Source organism: Leptolyngbya sp. AN10, assembly GCF_050565645.1.
Taxonomy (GTDB): Bacteria; Cyanobacteriota; Cyanobacteriia; order Leptolyngbyales; family Leptolyngbyaceae; genus Leptolyngbya.
The window spans coordinates 277,258-296,287 of record NZ_JBNXVP010000003.1 but is presented as its reverse complement, the minus strand read 5'-3'; the positions used below and the strand labels follow the sequence as shown (position 1 = coordinate 296,287).

At 45.4% G+C, this 19,030-nt stretch carries 12 protein-coding genes; 6 read left to right on the top strand and 6 right to left on the bottom strand.

Annotation, left to right across the window (positions count from 1 at the left end):
* Positions 1–32 precede the first annotated feature (32 nt).
* From treY to ACQ4M5_RS06150, 6 genes are all read right to left on the bottom strand, one after another.
* Positions 33–2,789, bottom strand: a complete 2,757-nt coding sequence (gene treY, locus ACQ4M5_RS06175) for a malto-oligosyltrehalose synthase (RefSeq protein ID WP_430674738.1) — start codon at positions 2,787–2,789, stop codon at positions 33–35.
* Positions 2,790–2,799: 10 nt separating this feature from the next.
* Positions 2,800–4,629 carry a malto-oligosyltrehalose trehalohydrolase gene (treZ, locus tag ACQ4M5_RS06170; protein WP_430674737.1) on the bottom strand — a complete coding sequence of 610 codons (1,830 nt, stop codon included), beginning with the start codon at positions 4,627–4,629 and terminating at the stop codon, positions 2,800–2,802.
* A gap of 142 nt (positions 4,630–4,771) precedes the next feature.
* Entirely contained in the window at positions 4,772–5,722 is a 951-nt protein-coding gene (locus ACQ4M5_RS06165; RefSeq protein WP_430674736.1) for an NAD-dependent epimerase/dehydratase family protein, read from the bottom strand.
* On the bottom strand, positions 5,719–6,843 hold the full coding sequence (locus ACQ4M5_RS06160) for a GNAT family N-acetyltransferase (RefSeq protein ID WP_430674735.1): 1,125 nt from the start codon (positions 6,841–6,843) through the stop codon (positions 5,719–5,721). Before ACQ4M5_RS06160 ends, ACQ4M5_RS06165 begins: the two co-directional genes overlap by 4 nt.
* A 380-nt stretch (positions 6,844–7,223) precedes the next feature.
* A complete protein-coding gene (locus ACQ4M5_RS06155) occupies positions 7,224–10,853 on the bottom strand; it encodes a Yip1 family protein (RefSeq protein ID WP_430674734.1) in 3,630 nt (1,209 codons plus the stop codon).
* A gap of 59 nt (positions 10,854–10,912) precedes the next feature.
* Positions 10,913–12,478, bottom strand: a complete 1,566-nt coding sequence (locus ACQ4M5_RS06150) for an ABC transporter substrate-binding protein (protein ID WP_430674733.1) — start codon at positions 12,476–12,478, stop codon at positions 10,913–10,915.
* A gap of 265 nt (positions 12,479–12,743) precedes the next feature.
* Here ACQ4M5_RS06150 and ACQ4M5_RS06145 point away from each other — a divergent pair.
* The 6 genes from ACQ4M5_RS06145 to ACQ4M5_RS06120 all read left to right on the top strand — a co-directional run bounded on the left by ACQ4M5_RS06145 (position 12,744) and on the right by ACQ4M5_RS06120 (position 19,028).
* Positions 12,744–13,570 (top strand): IS5 family transposase gene (locus ACQ4M5_RS06145; protein WP_430674732.1). Its coding sequence is split into 2 segments (ribosomal slippage): positions 12,744–13,131 and positions 13,131–13,570, totalling 828 coding nucleotides; the frame shifts between segments, so codons are not numbered across the junction.
* Positions 13,571–13,587: 17 nt separating this feature from the next.
* The gene (locus ACQ4M5_RS06140) at positions 13,588–14,019 is read left to right on the top strand and encodes a hypothetical protein (protein WP_430674731.1); all 432 of its coding nucleotides are present in this window, start codon (positions 13,588–13,590) and stop codon (positions 14,017–14,019) included.
* Positions 14,006–15,223: an AAA family ATPase gene (locus ACQ4M5_RS06135; protein WP_430674730.1), complete on the top strand. Its 1,218-nt coding sequence runs from the start codon at positions 14,006–14,008 to the stop codon at positions 15,221–15,223. The genes ACQ4M5_RS06140 and ACQ4M5_RS06135 overlap by 14 nt, the downstream gene beginning before the upstream one ends.
* A 168-nt stretch (positions 15,224–15,391) precedes the next feature.
* Positions 15,392–15,703 carry a winged helix-turn-helix domain-containing protein gene (locus ACQ4M5_RS06130; RefSeq protein WP_430674729.1) on the top strand — a complete coding sequence of 104 codons (312 nt, stop codon included), beginning with the start codon at positions 15,392–15,394 and terminating at the stop codon, positions 15,701–15,703.
* Positions 15,704–15,869: 166 nt separating this feature from the next.
* Positions 15,870–16,244, top strand: a complete 375-nt coding sequence (locus tag ACQ4M5_RS06125) for a response regulator (protein WP_430674727.1) — start codon at positions 15,870–15,872, stop codon at positions 16,242–16,244.
* 93 nt (positions 16,245–16,337) lie between these two features.
* Positions 16,338–19,028 (top strand): HAD-IC family P-type ATPase, encoded by a 2,691-nt coding sequence (locus ACQ4M5_RS06120; protein WP_430674726.1) that lies wholly within the window; start codon positions 16,338–16,340, stop codon positions 19,026–19,028.
* Positions 19,029–19,030 lie beyond the last annotated feature (2 nt).

Here is a 19,030-nt window from a genome sequence, read left to right as displayed (position 1 = left end):
TAAGCTAATATCCTACGATGTACGGCTCCAATTTAGCGTGTTAGCAATGCCACTGGGAAGTTTTTCAGCGCATCTTTAAGCGCGATCGTAGTTCCAGAGTGTTCAGTCTCAGAAATCGCATCTTTCCAACCGGATGCCGGAAGCTCGATCTCAGTATCTTCCCAAATTTCCCCGATCGGGAGTTGATCGGGTTGAATGATTCGGGTGAAAAATCGAGGCGCGATCGAGACAACCATTTGATTTCCATCTTTCCGAGCAAACGCAATGATGTGATCCTTAAATTTGCCTGTTGCTTCGAGCGGAATGTACTCGCCACTGAGAAAGACAGACTTAAACTGGTTCCGAACTTTCAGCGCTTGAACGGTCAGGAATAGCTTGATTTGCCCATCCTGCAGCTTCTCTAACAATTTTGGCATCAATGCTGAAGGAGTCACAGATTGAATCGCATCAAGAAACGCTTCACGTTGGGAAAAATCAACCGGACGACGATTATCTGGATCAACTAAACTTAAATCCCAAAGTTCCGTTCCTTGATAAAAATCAGGAATACCAGGAGAAGTAGCTTTAATCAAAGTTTGGGATAAAGAATTGAACACACCATAGTGAGCAATCTTTTTCTGAAAAGGAATGAACTCAGCTAGGAATTGTTCATCTTTCAGAATTGCTCGAACAAACTTGGTGCAAGCCTCTTCATAATCGCCATTCGGACGCAGCCAAGCAGTATGCACTTTTGCTTCTCGAATCGATTTGATTGCATATTGCTCAATCCGATCGACAAACTCTTCCATTTCATTATCCTGGAACGGATAAGCCCCGATCATATTCTGATAGAGCGCATACTCATCATTCGCACTTGGCATCAAGGCTTTGCGATACTGAGTCTTGTATTTCTGATTGATCTCGCGCCATTTTTGGACTTGCGATCGCCATTCATTAGGGATTTCAGAAAGTACATTAATTCTGGCGCGAGTATCTTCACCGCGCTTTGTATCGTGTGTAGAAGTTGCATTCATCGCAACGTTCCAATTCTGTTGGCGATACTGATTAAATTGGTGAAACTCAGTTGTGCTAATTCCAAATCGCCCTGGGTCGCCACCGACTTCATTAAGTGAGATTAATCGGTTGTAAACGAAGAATGCAGTATCTTCAACGCCCTTCGCCATCAGCGGTCCAGTGTATTGCTGAATCCGCATCACGAAATAGAGCCAGCGTTCTTTATCTGAAGGGGTAAGCCCATCATCGTACTCTAGGAGCAGGAGTTTTTCGATGAAGTCGAGTTCTTTTTGGGAGAATGGAGCATTTTCGCGGGCGGTTTCGATCGCAGTTTTAATGTAATTGCGATCGCATTCTGAAATTCCTTCTTCAGTCGTATAAGTTCGATAGATTGAAAATTGGACGAGGACTTCAGCGATCGCACGTTTTAAGCCATTAATGGTGAAATCATTTCCGTAGCGATCTTTTTGCGAAATGTCTTTCAGCAAGGTTGCTAAATTGTCTAAATCGCCTGCTAGGTTCTTGTCAAGAATTAGATGTTTCTTGTCTAAAACGACTTCTTCAAAAGGAATCGATCGACCTTGAATCTGTTGATAAATTTCGTCGAATTTTTGCTCATTTTCGACATCGCAGAAAACGCTATTGAGGTAATTCAAATAATCGTATCCTGAAGTTCCTTGAATACCCCAGTCCTTTGGTAAATCTTCTCCAGGCTGAAGAATCTTTTCGGCAACAATATAAGCATCGCCTACTTTCTCTTGTAATCGTTGCAAATATTGTTTTGGATTCGATAATCCGTCAATATGATCGATTCTTAACCCGGTAACTTTACCTTCTTTGATCAATTGAGCAATTAGCTCATGCGTATGATTGAAAACCTTAAAATCTTCAATTCTCACAGAAATCAATTCGTTCACCGTGAAGAATCTACGGTAATTGATTTCTTCGGCTCCAACTTTCCAATAAGATAATCGGAAAAACTGCTCAGATAACAGCTTATCTAACCAATCTACACTCTGCGGCTTTCCTGCTTCTCCATTAAAGAATTTGATATTGTCATCAATAAACGCTTTGACCTCAGGATTTCCTTCGTGCAATTCCCAAAGCAAGCCTTTCACAAATTCAGCTTGGTCTTTTCTCTGTTTTCCACCCGATTCGGTTGGCAAACTTCGCAGCATATAAAGAACAGCAAGCAGTTTGACAAAATCAGGATGTCGCCTTCCTAAAGTTTTTGAAAGTTTCCCTAAATCATGAGTCAGAAAAATTGAATAAGATTCTAGTCTTAAAGGCACTCGAAGCGCGTAGTAATTAACCGTTAATCCGTCTTGACTGTATTGAAGTTGAATGTCACCATTCTCCAGACAAGATCCGTAGAAATCGCCTAATAATGGAGCCAAAATCGGAGCTTGACTGCCTCTAAAGGGAGAATTCCAGGCTAAATCAAAGAACTGAACATAATCCGAATCTAGACCATTTTCGAGCACATCCATCAAATAGAGATTATCTCGATCGTAGGACATGTGATTCGGCACAATATCTTGCACCCAGCCTATCTGATGATGTTGTAATTTCTGAATCAATTGCTCAAAAACTTCGGAGGTTCCCAATTCAGGATTAAGCTGAGTCGGATCAACAACATCATATCCGTGAGTACTCCCCGCTTTCGCCTTAAAAATGGGCGAAGCATACAAATCAGAAATTCCAAGCTTTGATAAATATCCAACAATTTTAGTCGCAGATTCAAACGGAAATCCCTGATGGAATTGAATTCGATAAGTGGTGACTGGAGTTCTCATAAATCCTCAATTATTTCCGTTCATAAATCACAAAACTTTGTGCATTCACTTGTCCAGCCTCGCCATGCGATCCTTTCTCTGGAGCGATCGCACCTTTGCCCATCCACTGTTCTTCGGATGAATCAAACACTTTGTCCCAGCGTCCTTCAGGGAATTCAAACGATTGCTCAGATTGATTGAAACTCATCAGCGTTAATAACGTTTGTTCTGCACTCGATCGCTCAACCCAAAGCAGTTTCTTTTCTTCTTCTGCACAAGCCGAAATCGAATTACGATCGCGATTCACCAACGCAGGCATCGATCGACGCATTTCGAGCAATTTCTGATAAAACCGCCACAATGTTTTGTGCTTTCCTTCCTGATGTCTTTCCCACTGCAAAATACAGGATTGGAAGGTTTCTTTTGCTTCTGGATCAGGCGGTTCACCGTCGTAATGGAAGTGTTTAAACTCTTGCTTTCTACCTTGCTGAACCATCCGAATTAACTCTGGATCAGAATGGCTGACAAAATAGGTAAATGGCACTTCTTCACCGTATTCTTCGCCCATAAATAACAAGGGAATGTAAGGCGAAAGAATCACTGCTCCTGCTGCTAGTTTTAACCCTTCAAATGAAATTAACTGCGATAAACGTTCGCCCTTCATTTGATTGCCAATTTGATCGTGGTTCTGAATACAGACCACGAACTGAGACATCGGACAATCTAGCGCAGATGTACCATGAAATCTTTGACGATGCGGGGCATACTTCCAGTCGTAAACAAACGTATCGCGGTAAGCTTTGGCTAAATCTTCGCAGCCTCCAAAGTCTTGATAGTAGCCAATGTTTGTTCCGGTCAACAGTGCGTGTAAAGCATGATGAAAATCATCGCTCCACTGAGCATCTAAGCCATATCCGTTTGCTTTCTTGGGTCGAATTAGCTTTGGATCATTGAGATCACTTTCTGCAATCAGATACAGCTTCCGATTTTGCTGCTGCGATAGTTCATCGACTCGATCGACTAATTCTGACAGAAAGTGCCGCGCCCCTAAATCATAGATAGCCTGAACCGCATCCAATCTCAGCGCATCAATGTGAAAGTCGCGCAGCCAATACAGTGCATTCTCTAGAAAATAGCTCCGAACACAATGACTATGAGCATCATCATAGTTAATCGCTTTGCCCCAAGGCGTTTTGTAAGTCTCGGTAAAGTAGTCGCCAAACTGATGAATGTATGTTCCTTCAGGTCCGAAATGGTTGTACACCACATCTAAAACCACAGACAGTCTGTGCTGGTGACAAGCATCTACAAGTTTCTTTAGTCCCAGGACTCCACCATAAGAATTCTGTGCGGCATAAGGATAAGTGCCATCGTAGCCCCAATTCCGATAAGCTTTCGGATCATCGGTTTTGCTATCACCTGGAAACTGTGCGATCGGCATTAGTTCGATCGCTGTAATTCCCAATTCTTTTAGTGTTTGCAGTCTCGGAATGATTGCCTCGAATGTTCCTTCTGCTGTAAAAGTTCCAACATGCAATTCATAGATCACCATGTCTTCGAGCGCAATTCCCGACCAATCGGAGTCTTGCCATTCAAAATCGTGATCGACCAGTGCTGATGCTTCATGCACTCCGAGCGGTTGAAACAATGAAGCGGGATCGGGATAAGACTGATCATCCAAACGGTAACGATACTGCGTTCCTGGCTTGATATCCGAAACGATCGTACTCCAATAGCCTTGATCTTTCTGAGTGAGTTCGATCGAGCGATCGGGTAATTCCAATGTGACATTCTGCGATCGCGGTGCCCAGACTGTAAATTCAGCGCGACCGTCGCCTAAATACCAAGCCCCTACTTTCATAGAATTTCTGATGCGTGTGAAGGTTCAAGCCGCAGTTCCTTTGTGAAACCAGTGGCTTGCTGTCACAGTACCCGAATCAGATTGATTGGCTTATCTATCTCAAGTGGGAGTAGCAAGGTAGAGATTTTTCAGCGGCAAGAAATTACGAACGAACCAAAGATTTTAATGTATCTTCTGGCGATCGAGGATTCCAACCGAGTTCTTTTCTCGCTTTGGTGGCATCAACTCGGACACAGCGATCGTAAACATAATGCGCTCGTTCATTGTCGATCGGAGGTTGCCATCCTGAAATTCTACCAATCGGATCAAGAATGTTAGCGACCAATCGCACTAATGGTTTTGGAGCTTCACGAGGTGGAGAAATTCCCGTTTCGCGGCTGAATACTTCAAACATTTCTCTCGTGGTCATGTCGCCTGCGGAAATGATGTAGTAGTCGCCAGATTTTCCTCGATCAACTGCCAAAATCATGGCTTCTGCTAAATCATCAACGTGAACAATTCCAGTGATCCGCCCGCCACCTGCCCAAACTTTGAGCCGACCACTGAGAAAGGCATTGAGCACAGGTTTAAAGTGGGGATCATCGCTGCCAAAGATTCCAGAAGGCATCACACTAACGATCGACAATTCTTTAGTTTGATCGACTAACTGTTGAGCTTGATATTTTGTGCGATCGTAAGCTGAAGAAAAATCTTTCTGTGTTCGTTGGAACGCTTCATCGATCGCTTTGCCTTGAGTGTCACCGAAAATCCCGATCGTGCTGCAATAAATCATTTTTGGAACGTTCGCTGCTTTTGCCGCTTCTAACACAGCGCGAGTTCCTTCGACATTAACGCGCTCCATTTCTGCGGCGTTGACGATTCCAAGTTCAACATAAGCAGCAGTGTGGAAAATAACATCAACACCGCGCATCGCTTCAGTGAGAGCAGCACGATCGGTAATGTCTCCGTAAGCATAATCGATCGAGCAATTGGATAGTCGATCGAGATTACTAGATTTACGAACAAATCCAACGACCGAATCGCCTCGGTTTAATAGTGCTTTCACTAAATGCGATCCGGTGAATCCATTGGCTCCGGTGACTAATGCTCTCATAGGGTTTTTTCGTACATCCGATAGGTTTTGTAGATTTTACCGCCCGCTGTCTCGATTAATTTACGCGATCGATTATTGTCCTCGTAAACCCAAGAGAGTTCTGCCCGCTTGTACGGTTTTCCTTTTTTGATTCCGCCTTGTAATCCGAGATAAATCAATCCCAACGGCACTAATTTTCTTTGAAATTCTGGAAGCGAACAAATTGCGATAACTCGACCTTGATTAATCTGCCGACGATACCAAAGAAACTTGAGAATTCCTATCCAATTCAATCGACCATTTACATATTTCAGCGGAATATTATAGTCGGGCAATCCCATCCAAAATCCGATCATTTCACCGTTATATTCTGCGATCGGAAAGACATCGGGATCGACTAATTCTTGCAGCGATCGAGCTTCATCTAAGAACTCTTCTAAGGTTCGAGGAGTCGAACTCCAATTATTTGCAAATGCCTTATTGAAAAGGTTATATAAGCTCACACAATCCTCTTCAAACTCTTCTCCTTTCGTTCTCAAAGGTCGAAACGTAACGCCTGATTTGCAAGCAATTCGATAGCCTTTTTCAAACTCTGGAGAAAGCGGTTTATCCAAAGGAAAATCATAGGCATACGCATCTTTCGCCTTCGTCCAACCTAATTGCTCCATAAAGGTTAGATAGTAGGCTGGATTGTACGGCATCATGATCATTGGCGGTGAGTCAAAGCCATCTGCTAGGAATAGACAATTATTGTGTGTTGATAAATCGATCGGACCTCGAATTTCGGTAATCTCTTGCGATCGTAACCAGTTTTCCGCCGCATCAAATAAAGCCTTTGCGACATCAAAATCATCGATACATTCAAAAAATCCGAAAATTCCGATCGCTTTTCCTTCGCGTTCAATTAATCGATCGTTGACCGCTGCAACAATTCTCCCGATCGCAGTTCCACGAGAAATTGCAATAAATTGTTTCAGCCTTCCATATTGAAAAAACGGATTCTCAGGCTGAAACTTCTTCTCTACATCACTCCGAAGCGGTGGAACCCAATTCGGGTCATTGGCATAAACCACCCACGGAACATTAATAAACATTTCCTGTTCGGTCACAGACGTAATCGGAAAAACCTCAAATGTTGGCATCGTCTATTCATCTATTTGTTTCATGCTGACTATATCAGGAGTTAGAGGGTGTTTGAAAAGTCATCTTTCGTCGCATCAATCGCCCCTCGAATGAATTCGGGGCTATCGGAACCAAGTCTATTGAAACAGACTGAAGAGGCGGCTCCCATTGGCTTTCAGTCCTCTTCAGTGGACTTTTTCCGATAGACCGTGATTTCCAATCACGGGCGAACTGTAACCGAAGCGAAGCATCCTCTTATCCTTCTCAAACATCCTCTTAGGAGATTTCTACGAAAGAGCTTACCGCTTGAAAGACTGCCCTTCGGCTTCGCTCAGGGCGCGATCTCTAGCTGACTGAGCGAAGCCGAAGACAGCGGGTAATTTGTTTTCGATAAATCTCCTTAGAACGTTGTCGGGGCGATCGGGGCAATGTCAGGGTCATACCCGCCGATCTGATTCGTTCGTAGCACCCACACAGAAGCACCATACTTAATGAACGTTTCCGCGATCGTATCACTCGCTTTACGCGGGAACATCGTGCGCCAACTGCCTAATCCAATCCACAAATTTCGCAGCGGATCATCTTCAAGCGTGCTGCCTAAGTTATATTCATTGTTTTGCCAATCCGATCGAGGACCTCCAAGCGGTTGCAATGCACTTTCTAAATCTTCTCCTAACACTCGTAAAGTTCGATACCGTTCTTCTTCTTGCCGGAGTAGGAACACAACCACTTCAGGATTGTTTTGCAAAATTCGTTCAATCCCTTGAATACTCGCAAACAAAGCCTGATTCGAGTCTTGGGAACAATTGTTTGCAGGTCCAACAAACGTTCCGCCTGTTCCATCTCCAGTCCGATAACGAGCGGTCATTCCCTCAAGCTGACGCATCATCAAATCTAGCGGAGAAAGAGCACTGTTACCGATTTGATAAGGTTCTGTAAACGCATCAAGTTTGATCAAAATGTCGCAAACCGGACGAGTACCTAGCCAACCAAATTGTCGATCGCCTAAATACCGCGACCAATGCAAGATTCCTGCAACTAATCCATCTGTGTTCTGGGTGTACACCTGGTAATAGTTAATTTCAAATCTCGGCTCATCTGCTAACGGTTCATACACGACTTCAGCAGTGCCATAAGCAAAATGTCCGAAAAAGATTGGTGTTCCAGCAGCGGGTTCTTTGTTGTTTCCACCAATTCCACCATAAGTATGCAGCAACAAAGCTTTATCCCCAATTTTCCAATCTTGAATAGCAGCTTCGATTCCATCTGCTGAACGACGAGAACTACATAGCACCGAGGAGAGTTTACCTTTCTCTTTTGCTGCATTCTTCCAGGCTCCAAACCGAACATAGTTAAACGCCGATCGACGACCAAAGGTAACTTTTTCGGGCTGAAGTTGGAACAATGCACGAGGCGCGATCGCATTTACAACAAACATTCCTTCTGCATCTTTCGCACCATACACATACCATCCAGTCTCATTGTATGGAGAATGTTCAATGTCTCGCGTAGTCGAAGGATAGCTTCCATAGCTTTTAGCAAAGACTACTTCTGGTAAGCGCATCACTTCCGACTCACCATTGAACTGTCGAGAAGTTCGATCGAAGTGAATCACCTGAAATTGATCGGTTCCACTAATCGGTAACACGAACTGAACTAACGCATAGAATCGTCCCGTGATTTGAATCGGTGTGGAACTAATGCAAAGCTTATCTTCTCGGACTTCAACCGGATCAGTTAGCTTCACAACGATGTCATCAACTGGATGCGATCCTGCTAATGATTCGAGCGGGTTGACTTGTTTCCAGTGATTAATACGATCGGGATGAACCGCACCACCAAATTTACTGCTAAATTCCGCGTCTGCACTGAAGTGAACATCTTTCGTCACAGCTTTGACGCGCTTCCGAACTTCAGGAGCAGTTGACCAGCAAAGTTTGATAGTTCTTCCAATCAGGTTGCTATCGGGTGCATAATGCACTTCAAAAAACACACCGTGAAACCGTTCCTCCTGTTTTGGCAAGATCAATCGTCCCATCCATTTCCCGATCGGTTGATAGTGATCTCCGATCGATTGAATCGGATAGTATTCAGGACGATTAAACGCTGCCGATCGATACAGAGCATAATGGCTCGTTTGTTTCGGAATCGATTGATCCGCTCTAAAAGCTTCACCTCTGAGAATTTGCAGAATCATCTCGACCGTTTGTTGGAGATGCGATCGTCCATCGGGAAGTTTCGCGATCGGGTCCATATAACCGCCGGGAACCTGATGCCCTACAGATCCAGCAGACAGGATTGTAATCTTACCTTTGCGCTTTGCTCGGTTCCAATACGACAGCAGAAACAGCTTCCAGCGTCCCGGAAACATCACAGGACCAATCTTTTCTACAGTGTCTTTGTCGCCAATGATGTGATAAAGCTGCTCTAACTTTAGTAGGTTATGATTGGCACTCATCACACCGCCGATCGAAATTACATCGATCGTCGCTCCAGTCGATCGCTTTAAATACGGAGCCGCCGCGACCGACATTTCTCCGCCGCCACTATAGCCGATTAATGTGATTGGAACTCCAGGCTCATATCCTCGATCGATTAATCCATCAAAAATCACCTGAGCAATGCCCTGATTGTAAATTGGACCATATCGCTTATCAGAAGACACTGCCACAATAATCACATTGCGAATGTTCACGAGCAGTCCCAATACTGCTGTTGGATTTGCCCATCGCACTCTGTCCGCCAACCGCCACAGGAAAGCTAACGGACGATCTTCGATCAAGGGTCGATTCAACACCGAATACATCATCAATCCCTGCACAAATTCCACTCCGTCTGGTAGTGCAGGTTTTAATGCTGCTAAAAATTCCTCAATATCCGGTGTGTATTCACTGCCCGATTGAGCAATCCCATCTAAGTAAACAACATATCGATCGACTTCCCGATTCGTCTGAGTTCGCTGAGTCGCTGAAGGCAAAATGATTCCTTGATCGCCGTACCATCCTGCCCACCAGCCCAATGATTCCAAAGGTGCAAGAATTCCAGCAAAGACGAGCGCGACCACACTAATCCAAAAGAAATCAAAGGTCAGCCGCCAAATTCCCCTGAGATTCGTATACCAACCAAATAACCCATCTCGAATCGGACGCAGCAACACCAAGATCAAGATAAATACGATCGCCATTGCCAACAGACTTACTGCTAGTTTCAGACGAGGTAGAAATCCCCGAAATCGATGTTTAGCCTGAACAATACGATCGCGAGAATCAATTTGCTGTTTCACCTTCAGCGGAGTTGTACTCGATCGAGAAATGCTTTGAGCCACAGAACGAGCCGCTTCTGGAGCCGATCGACCTGAAGCTTGAATCAATTGTTGAACTTCAGGCATTGTTCTCGGTTGAACTCCGGCTGAAATCTGAGCTTTCAACTCCTGACGAGTATCTGCTAAAGTCACTCCAGCGACTCGATCGACAATTTGACTGCCCAATTGTGCGATCGGTTGTCCGATCGTTCCTTCCAAGTTCTGCTTCACAAACCATCCCAGCGCAATATAAACAAACGCTGAACTTAATGGCATTTGAGCGATCGCAGCATATCCGACAACCATTGCCAACAAGTTCCAAACCGAGAGCAAATTCCCGATCGGATAGCCCAAATAAGGTAATGCGCCTAAAAAACTAAATAATAAAGGTGCATATCCTAATCCAAGCACTTTAATCAGTGCTATCAATGGCAACCGGGGCGATCCAGGCAAGAATCCTAGTAACCAAGTACTCAGTGTGAGAAAGATGAATCCAACCGTGAACAGGACCGCATGAATCAGCAAGCAAAAGATAAATCTTCCAGGTTTAACTCGACTGACAAATAAAACAATACTCTGTGAGATCGATAAAGATAATCCCGCCAGTGTCACCACGGTCAAAGCAAACCAAAGCCCACCCGAAAGCGTTGCTACCTCCCGAAAAGTATCGAATTGCAGTGCAAACGCTCCTCCGATGAGTTCTCGCCATTGATCGATTGCAGGGTTCATAATGTGGCTCCGATCGAACTCTCTCTATCACACAAAAAACAGGGATGAATTTCAAGTATCTATTGTTTCACGATCGCCTCAAACGGTTCTGTTCCTAATGGGCTAGGTGTCCAGCCAGTAATATTCTTTCGCTGAACGAGCAACGGATCAGAATGGACGATCGACAATCTCACCGCTTCTCGATGAATAATTTGATCGACTTCAGCATAAAGTTTTGCTCTTGCGGCTCGATCGCTGATCGCTCTCGCTTGATTGAGTAGTTGAATCACTCGATCGTTTCTCCATCCGCCTAAATCGGTTGTGCTACCCGGACCAAAATGTGGATAGTAAAACGTATCAGGATCGCCATAGTCCCCAGTCCAACCGAGCATAAACATGGGATAGCCTGGTTTCTTATTCCGATTCGCAAGATAAGCTGCCCAATCTTGTGTTTTCAAGTTGGCACGAATTCCAACAGCTTGTAAATCGGCTGCAAATGCTTCCGAGATCGGTTTCGGAGTTGGAAAGTAAGGTCGCGCAACAGGCATATACCAAAGATCAATCTCGAATCCATTCGGAAAGCCTGCTTGTTTGAGTAAATCTCTTGCTCTCTGTGGATTGTACTCATAGTCCTGTAGCTTCGGAGAGGTTGCCCAATCGAGTGAAGGCGGCACAAAATGAGGAGTTGTTTGAGCAGAACCCTTCCAAAAAGCTTGCACGATCGATTGTTTATTAATCGCATGTGCGATCGCTTGTCTCACTCTCACATCCGATAATTCTTTGAAGCTCGGATTTAATGCTAAATAACCTACATTAAACGAGGGACGATTCGCAACAGTTAGACTCTGATCCTGTTCAATTTCTGCTTTCTGATCGGGAGCCAATTCAACTGTGAAATCAATCTGTCCTGCTCTCACTTGAGCCAGTCTCGCCCCCGAATCTTGAACAAACCGCATAACTAACTGATTCGACTTTGGTAAATCGGGCTTCCAATAGTTCGGATTCCGTTCAAGCGTAATGCGATCGCCACTTTGCCAGTTTCTGAACACAAATGCCCCCGTTCCGACTGCTCCACCTGCGGGCGTTCCATAGTTCGCGCCTGCTTTTTGAATCGCAGTTGGACTTGCCATTCCAAAATATGCGGATGCGATCGCGGTTGGAAATGCTGCAAACGGTTGTTTCAACACAAACTGAATTGTCGAATTATCTACCACTCGAACAGTCTGAACTAACGAATTCGGTTCCCCTTTATACCCCCCAAAGATCTGTCCCCAAATTTCATAGCTCTTCCCTGCATTCCGAAAGCCGTTTGGATTGTCCTTATCCCACCAGCGATCGACATTAAACTTCACTGCATTGGCATTAAAATCTGCACCATCATGAAATTTCACACCATTCCGTAGCTTAAATGTCCAAGTTCTGCCATCTTTAGACGCATTCCAAGAAGTCGCCAAACTCGGCTTTAACTCAGTCGTTCCAGGCTTAAACTGAATCAAACGATTGTAGATTTGGTTATGAACAATCAGCGAATTTCCATCTGTGACGTTACCTGGTTCTAAGTTCGTCGGTTGTCCACTCGCAGCATAAACTAATACGCCCGGAGCAGAATTGGTCGAATTTTGTGGGCTACAATTCGCAACAATCACTGCACAAAATATTGCAATTAATATCGATCTCCACCCTCGGAACTTCACCATTGCCTTTCATCTCTCGATCGCATGTTCGATCGCAGATTTTACCAAGCTTGCTGCGATCGTTTCGGATTTTGTCAAAACTGTTCGCTTCTTTGACAGGTCTTGTATTATAAGTGTAGTATATTGGTAATCAAATTAATAGACCTCCTGCACGAATCCTGATCACAGATTTGAACTCCTGAAAAGAGGACTAGATGCCACTCAGGAGACTGATCAAATGTACGATCGCATTCAACACCTGCCACCAAAATCGTTCAAACGCAAGTGCGGAGTGAAGCGTGAAACCTTCGAGAAAATGGTTGAAATTCTCAAACCCAAGCTGATCCGAAAAGGCAAACGAGGCGGACAAGGCAAGTTTGGAGTCGAAGATCAACTCTTGATTGCGATGGAATATTGGCGCGAGTATCGGACTCAGTTCCACATCGGACAAAGTTGGGGGATTCATGAAACGACCGTGGGGCGCATTGTGCGGAAAGTTGAGAACAGTTTGATTCGGTCGGGCGAATTTCGGCTTCCGGGCAAGAAGGCGCTGCACTCGCCTGATGCAGGGTGGAACCTCCTGTTAGTTGATGTCAGCGAAAGTCCGATTGAACGTCCAAAAAAAAACAGCGACCTTACTACAGTGGTAAGCAAAAATGGCACACACTAAAAGCGCAAGTCGTCGTAGACTATTTCAGCGGTCAAATTGTCTGCACCGCATTTGGCAAAGGGCGCAAGCATGATTTCCGCTTGTTCAAGGACTCGCAGTTGCCGACCCAACTTGAGCAACTCTGGGTGGCAGACCGAGGCTATCAAGGCATCGCCAGACTTCATGCTTACAGTTGTACGCCCTACAAAAAATCGCGCAAGCGTCCGCTCTCCAAGCAAGAACGTCAGTTTAATCGACAATTAGCGCAAGTTCGTATCACGGTGGAGCATACCTTTCGCAAGTTGAAGATTTTTCGCATCTTATCGGAGCGCTACCGTAACCGTCGCAGGCGATTTGGGCTACGGTTCAACTTGATCGCAGGCTTGCTGAACTATGAGCTTGCTCATCCAATTTGATTCGTGCAGGAGGTCTAATGTATGCAGCCGAAAATGAAATTCTCAAATTGGTTCAAGCCTTTGAGAACTGCACCTTAGCGCGATCGCACTGGACACATTCCGCCCATCTCACCGTAGCGTTGTGGTATCTGATCGATCAACCGCTAACCGCACCCGATCAAATCCGTTTCGGAATCCAACGTTATAATCAAGCTCATGTCGTTGAATCAACTCCTACCACTGGCTATCACGAGACCATTACGCGATTTTGGATTCACCTGATTCAAAACTATCTCGACTCTGTTAATGTTCATGATTCTTTACTGAGCTTAACGAACCAGTTAATGAATGATTATTCTAATCCGATCGTATTGTTCGAGTACTACAGTCGTGATTTAATTTTCTCCCCAGAAGCCCGTTCTCGCTGGATTGAACCTAATCTGAAATCTTTGAACTATGCAAGACTTTGACTTTCACTTTAATCCGTTCAATCAATACAACAACAATCAAAACCAGCAGAAAGGACAAAGCCTACTGGCAGCAGGGTGGCGACCCTTAAATCGCGACTTTGACTGGGGATATTTTCTCCAGCTTGCTCAAAACGATTCTGAAGAATTAAACCGCCGCATGATGGGAGCCGTCAGCACGATCGCAGATGCGCTCGGACGCAATCATCAAGCGTGGTGGGCAAATATGATCAATGTGTTCTCGTCCTACACACGCGGCGAGATTGATCAAGTGTGGAACTATCTCACGCCTGATCCACCTTATCCTGACTATCGCTATCGAGACAGCCTCAGTGTTGAAACGCCAATTCGTCAGATCGTCAGCCGCAACAATATTCCGATCGACTATGTTCTAAGTCGTTTACAAGAAACGACCATCCGTCAAACTTTAGCCGTTCTAGGACGACCCGATCTAATCACTCAAAGCTATCTCGATCGCTCTTTTTACTTCCCCGTCGATCGCTTCGACAGTTGGGATCGCCTTGACGTTGTGAGTACCGCTTATGCGTATTGGGCAGCACACGAAGTCTGGTTACAGATCGATTATGTCGATCGAGGACGACGCTACTGGACATTGATGGCGAAAAACATGGCTCCTTTGATTCAGAAGTCAACTTACGGACTTGCCGTAATGTTGAGCGGTTATCAAAGCCGAGTCGGACAAATTCATGCCCAGTTCACGATCCGCGATTTCCCGCCAGAAATTCAAGCTTTTAGTGATACGGTACAGCAAACCGTAATGAATCAGCATCGATTAGCAGTCTTGGTGCATGGTGATCCAGGAACAGGAAAAACTGCGTGGACACAAGCGATCGCAAAAGAAGTTCTCGTCCCACTCGGTTACGTAATCTTTATCTTGGATCATGATGCCGTTGAGAATTTTGTACCACCGAGCTATCTAGAGAAAATTTGTCTGATCATCAACGAAGCTGACAACCTGGCACAAGATCGATCGACTGAAATTGCTCAAGCCAGCAATAAGACCGAACATATCCTAAGCTTGCTTGATGGGACACTCTATCAAAGCGTAGTCAGTGTTGGCAATTTCGAGTTAGAGCAAAAATTAGTCGTGTTAATGACTTGCAATACCACTGAACGACTCGATCCAGCCATGCTGCGAAAAGGAAGAGTTGATCTAATGTGCGAATTTAACCATCGCTTTGTTTAGAAAGCCCGTGACGAGAATTGAACTCGTGATCTCACCCTTGGTAAGGGTGAGATCAGAGAAGCCAGACTGCCCTGTTCTCAGAATTGGGTTCTCCATCCGTCTTCTCGCTGAAATTCGATTATTTGTAGTTTAAGCTGACTTGTGTGCACAGGGTAGAGAGTTGGAGGTTTGGGGCAACTTCGAGGATGTCCTAATCTAAACTTCTACTGCTATAGTTTGTTTGCGATTTCGTTAATTGCCTCGATCTCGGAGGCTGGACTGCCGTTTTTATTCCGATCGTTCAAGCTTGATCCTGCTTTGTCGATCGATGAATCTCCCACTGAAGAAGCCGTGAAAACGCACATCCGAACCTTGCGGCAAAAACTACGAAACGTTGGCGCATCGGATGATCTCATTGAAACAGTGCATGGTTTAGGCTACCGGATGAAGCAGCTTGATGAATCCCCCCGAAATCCCTCCGATCTGCCCCCAGTTTTCTAACACCTCTGTGATACTAATTGGATCAAACAAACACTGCCTGGAAAACGCTTCGAGCAATGCGTCTACCCGTTTCATCGTTTCTGATTCCTTAAATTTCTCACCTTGTCCCGATTCTTTAGAGTCCTCGGAAGGGTCGGGAATTCTTTTTATTCATTGATTGCCGACAATGATCAAAATTCTTGTGCTAGAAGACAATATTCTCAGTCAGGATTTGCTGTGCAGTGTGCTAGCTCTACAAGGCTATGAAGTTGTTTGTGCAGCAGATGGACGGTCAGGACTGAATAAAATCAAAGAATATCAACCGGACTTAGTGATTTCAGACATTGATATGCCTGGACTCAATGGGCTAGAAGTGTTACGACAACTCAGGCTAGATAGTGCAACGGCATCATTGCCTGTCATTATCTGTACGAGTGCAGAAGAGGAGAGTTATCGCCGGATTGTTCACAAGCTCAATGCCGTTTACATGACAAAACCGTTCTATCCTACGGAAATGCTGAACACGATCGCACAACAGCTTGCACAAAGTTCTAAAGTTTAGACATTAATTTTTCTGCGTCGTTTAGGTGATGCACAGCTTAATTCTCTATTGTTAAAAGATTACTACACTGCATCGTGTTGCACGACTAGAACTATGACTTCGACAGCAATCTCCCAGTCTTCGTCTCGTCCTCATCATGAACTAACGGCTTCAGAAGTCGTTGAACAGTTTGACAGTGACGTTAAAGCAGGATTGTCTCTTGAACAAGTGCGCCGGAATCAAGAGCAATACGGGTTAAATGAACTTACAGTTAAACCTGGAAAGCCTGTTTGGTTGAGATTTTTGCTTCAGTTTAATCAAGCATTGCTCTACATTCTGATTGTTGCGGGTGCAATCAAAGCGTTTCTTGGATCATGGACAAATGCAGCAGTGATTTGGGGCGTTACAATCATCAACGCTATCATTGGATTTGTGCAGGAATCGAAAGCAGAAGGCGCGATCGCGGCTCTCGCGAAAGCGGTCACAACTGAAGCTACTGTGATTCGAGATAATACTAAACAGCGCATTCCTTCTCAGCAGCTTGTTCCAGGTGATCTAGTGCTGCTTGTTTCGGGTGATAAAGTTCCGGCAGATTTGCGCTTAATCAACATCCGCAATCTTCAAATTGATGAATCAGGCTTAACTGGAGAATCGGTTCCGGTTGAGAAACTGGTGGAGCCGCTACAACCCAAAACTCCACTCGCAGAACGCTTAAACATGGCTTATGCGGGGAGTTACGTCACGTTTGGGCAAGGCAGTGGGATTGTCGTCGCAACTGCAAACGAGACGGAGATTGGGCAGATTTCGCGATCGCTGAGTAGTCAAACCGATCTCAGTACTCCATTAACTCGTAAGTTCGCCAAATTCAGCCATACTTTGCTCTACATTATTCTGGCGTTAGCCGCCCTGACATTGGCGGTTGGAGTGGGTCAGGGTCAATCGTTAGCTGGAATGTTTGAAGCAGCGGTGGCGCTGGCGGTGAGTGCCATTCCAGAAGGATTGCCTGCGGTGGTCACTGTGACGTTAGCGATCGGAGTAAACCGAATGGCGCGACGACACGCGATCGTGCGAAAACTACCTGCGGTGGAAACATTGGGCGGTGCAACGGTCATTTGTTCAGATAAAACTGGCACTCTGACTGAGAACCAGATGACGGTTCAAGAAATTTATGCAGGGGGACAATGCTACCAAGTGAGTGGAATAGGCTACAGTCCCATTGGCGAAATCACAGACTCGGCGGGCAATCCCACACAGATCGGGTCTGAGTTACGAGACTGTCTGGTTGCAGGTTTAGCGTGTAACGATTCGCATCTAGAAGAAGATCATAATCGCTGGCTTGTGATTGGTGATCCAACCGAAGGGGCATTGATTGCAGCAGCGAACAAAGCAGACTTCTATCCCGCCTCGATCGCACAATTTCTTCCTCGGATTGATTCGATTCCTTTTGAATCTGAGTTTCAGTACATGGCGACGCTGCATGATACACCAGAGGAAGCGCACGTCATCTATGTGAAAGGTTCAGTAGAAGCAATTCTGGCACGATGTTCGATCGATCAAAATCAAGTAAAACAACAAGTCGAACGGATGGCAAAAAAGGGCTTGCGGGTGTTGGCATTTGCAAGGAAAACAGTGCCTCAATCTCAGCAGACGATCGATCATGATGATATTAAGACAGGATTGGTTTTTCTGGGCTTACAGGGCATGATTGATCCGCCTCGAACCGAGGCGATCGCGGCAGTGCATTCCTGTCAGTCGGCGGGTATTCAAGTCAAGATGATCACGGGCGACCATGTCACAACTGCAAAAGCGATCGCAGAACGGATCGGACTGCAACGGGCGGCTCAAGCTAAGGCGTACGACGGGCAGCAGTTAGCTCAAATGAACGATGCAGAACTTTCGCAAGCGGTGACAGAGAGTGTTGTTTTTGCTCGTGTCGCTCCAGCGCAGAAGTTACGCTTAGTCGAAGCGTTACAGTCTAGAGGTGAAATTGTGGCGATGACGGGCGACGGTGTGAATGATGCGCCCGCATTGCGGAAAGCCGATATTGGCATTGCAATGGCAGGCGCGGGAACTGATGTGGCGCGAGAAGCCGCAGATATGTTGCTCACCGATGATAACTTTGCTTCGATCGAAGCTGCGGTCGAAGAAGGGCGAACGGTTTATCAGAATTTGCGAAAAGCGATCGCGTTTATTCTCCCCGTGAATGGCGGTGAATCCATGACCATCTTGATCAGCGCGTTGTTTGCTAGAGATCTACCGATTCTATCGCTACAAGTGCTGTGGCTGAATATGGTGAACTCGATCGCGATGACAGTTCCGCTGGCGTTTGATCCCAAATCGGATGGCGTAATGCAGCGATCGCCTCGGAATCCTCGTGAACCCTTGCTCTCTCGATCGCTAGTCTATAGAATTCTAGCGATCTCAGTGTTTAACTGGATTTTAATCTTCGGCATGTTTGAATGGGTGCGGCAGAGTACAGGCAATTTGCCGCTAGCACGAACAATGGCAATTCAAGCACTGGTAGCAGGCAGAATTATTTACTTGCTCAGTATTAGCCAGCTAGGAACTGCGCTAATTGCTAAACTGCGAGGCAGGAGAACTATTTCTTTTAAAGAAACTCGTGCCATTATGATTGGAATTGCGGGCGCGGTGATCTTACAGATTATCTTTAGTCAATGGAGCGTGATGAATGGGTTGTTTGGAACTGCACCACTGAGTTTAAATCAATGGTTGCTCTGTCTGCTGCCGACTCTTCCTATGATTCCAGTTGCGCTACTGGTGAATCGTATCGATCGATTTGATTAGCT